The sequence below is a fragment of the Roseovarius sp. D22-M7 genome (assembly GCF_037083785.1).
Lineage (GTDB): Bacteria > Pseudomonadota > Alphaproteobacteria > Rhodobacterales > Rhodobacteraceae > Roseovarius.
Genome location: NZ_JBAPKY010000166.1, coordinates 1 through 1358, shown reverse-complemented (window position 1 = coordinate 1358; position 1358 = coordinate 1). Strand labels below are relative to the sequence as shown.

General features: G+C 64.9%; 1 protein-coding gene. It reads right to left on the bottom strand.

All coding sequences use genetic code 11. The features are described from left to right. Positions 1–1358: adenosylhomocysteinase (ahcY, locus tag V8324_RS21885; protein ID WP_336421996.1), on the bottom strand; the 1358-nt coding region annotated here is incomplete at both ends.

Here is a 1358-nt window from a genome sequence, read left to right as displayed (position 1 = left end):
GGGCCTTCGGGTTTGACGCCGATATAGGCGGCCTGTTCGGGGTCGAGTTCGGTCAGGCGGACGCCGATGCGCTCGAGATGCAGGCGGGCGACCTTCTCGTCGAGGTGCTTCGGGAGCACGTAGACCTTGTTCTCGTATTGCTCGCCCTTGGTCCACAGTTCCATCTGCGCCAGCACCTGGTTGGTGAACGACGCCGACATCACGAAGCTGGGATGCCCCGTCGCGTTGCCGAGGTTCAGCAGGCGGCCTTCCGACAGCAGGATGATGCGATGCCCCGAGGGCAGCTCGATCATGTCCACCTGGTCCTTGATATTGGTCCATTTGTGGTTCTTGAGGTTGGCCACCTGGATCTCGTTGTCGAAATGCCCGATATTGCCGACGATCGCCATGTCCTTCATCTCGCGCATGTGCTCGATGCGGATGACGTCCTTGTTGCCCGTGGTGGTGATGAAGATGTCCGCCGATCCGACCACGTCCTCGAGGCGCACGACCTCGAACCCGTCCATCGCCGCCTGCAGCGCGCAGATCGGGTCGACCTCGGTCACCTTCACGCGCGCGCCGGCGCCGGCGAGCGAGGCCGCCGAGCCCTTGCCCACATCGCCGTAACCCATCACCACGGCGACCTTGCCGGCCATCATCGTGTCGGTGGCGCGGCGGATGCCGTCGACCAGGCTTTCCTTGCAGCCGTACTTGTTGTCGAATTTCGACTTGGTGACAGAGTCGTTGACGTTGATCGCGGGGAAGGGCAGCTCGCCCTTTTCCACCATCTGGTACAGCCGGTGCACGCCGGTCGTGGTCTCTTCCGAGACGCCCTTCAGCATGTCGCGCTGCTTGGCGAACCAGCCCGGGGTCGCGGCGATGCGGCTCCGGATCTGCGCAAACAGCGCCTCTTCCTCCTCGCTCGTGGGCACGGCGATCAGGTCGTCCTCGCCGGCCTCGACGCGGGCCCCCAGCAGGATGTACATCGTCGCGTCCCCGCCATCGTCGAGGATCAGGTTCGCGCCGCCCTCGGGGAAATCGAAGATGCGGTCGCAATACTCCCAGTATTCGGGCAGCGTCTCGCCCTTGACCGCGAAGACCGGCGTGCCGCCTTCGGCGACGACCGCCGCGGCATGGTCCTGCGTCGAGAAGATGTTGCACGACGCCCAGCGGACATCGGCGCCGAGCGCCACCAGCGTCTCGATCAGCACCGCGGTCTGGATCGTCATGTGCAAGGAGCCGGCGATCCGCGCGCCCTTCAGCGGCTTCGCCTCGCCGTACTCCTCGCGCAACGCCATCAGCCCCGGCATCTCCGTCTCGGCGATGTCGATCTCCTTGCGGCCATACGCGGCAAGCGCGATGTCCTTGATGATGTAATC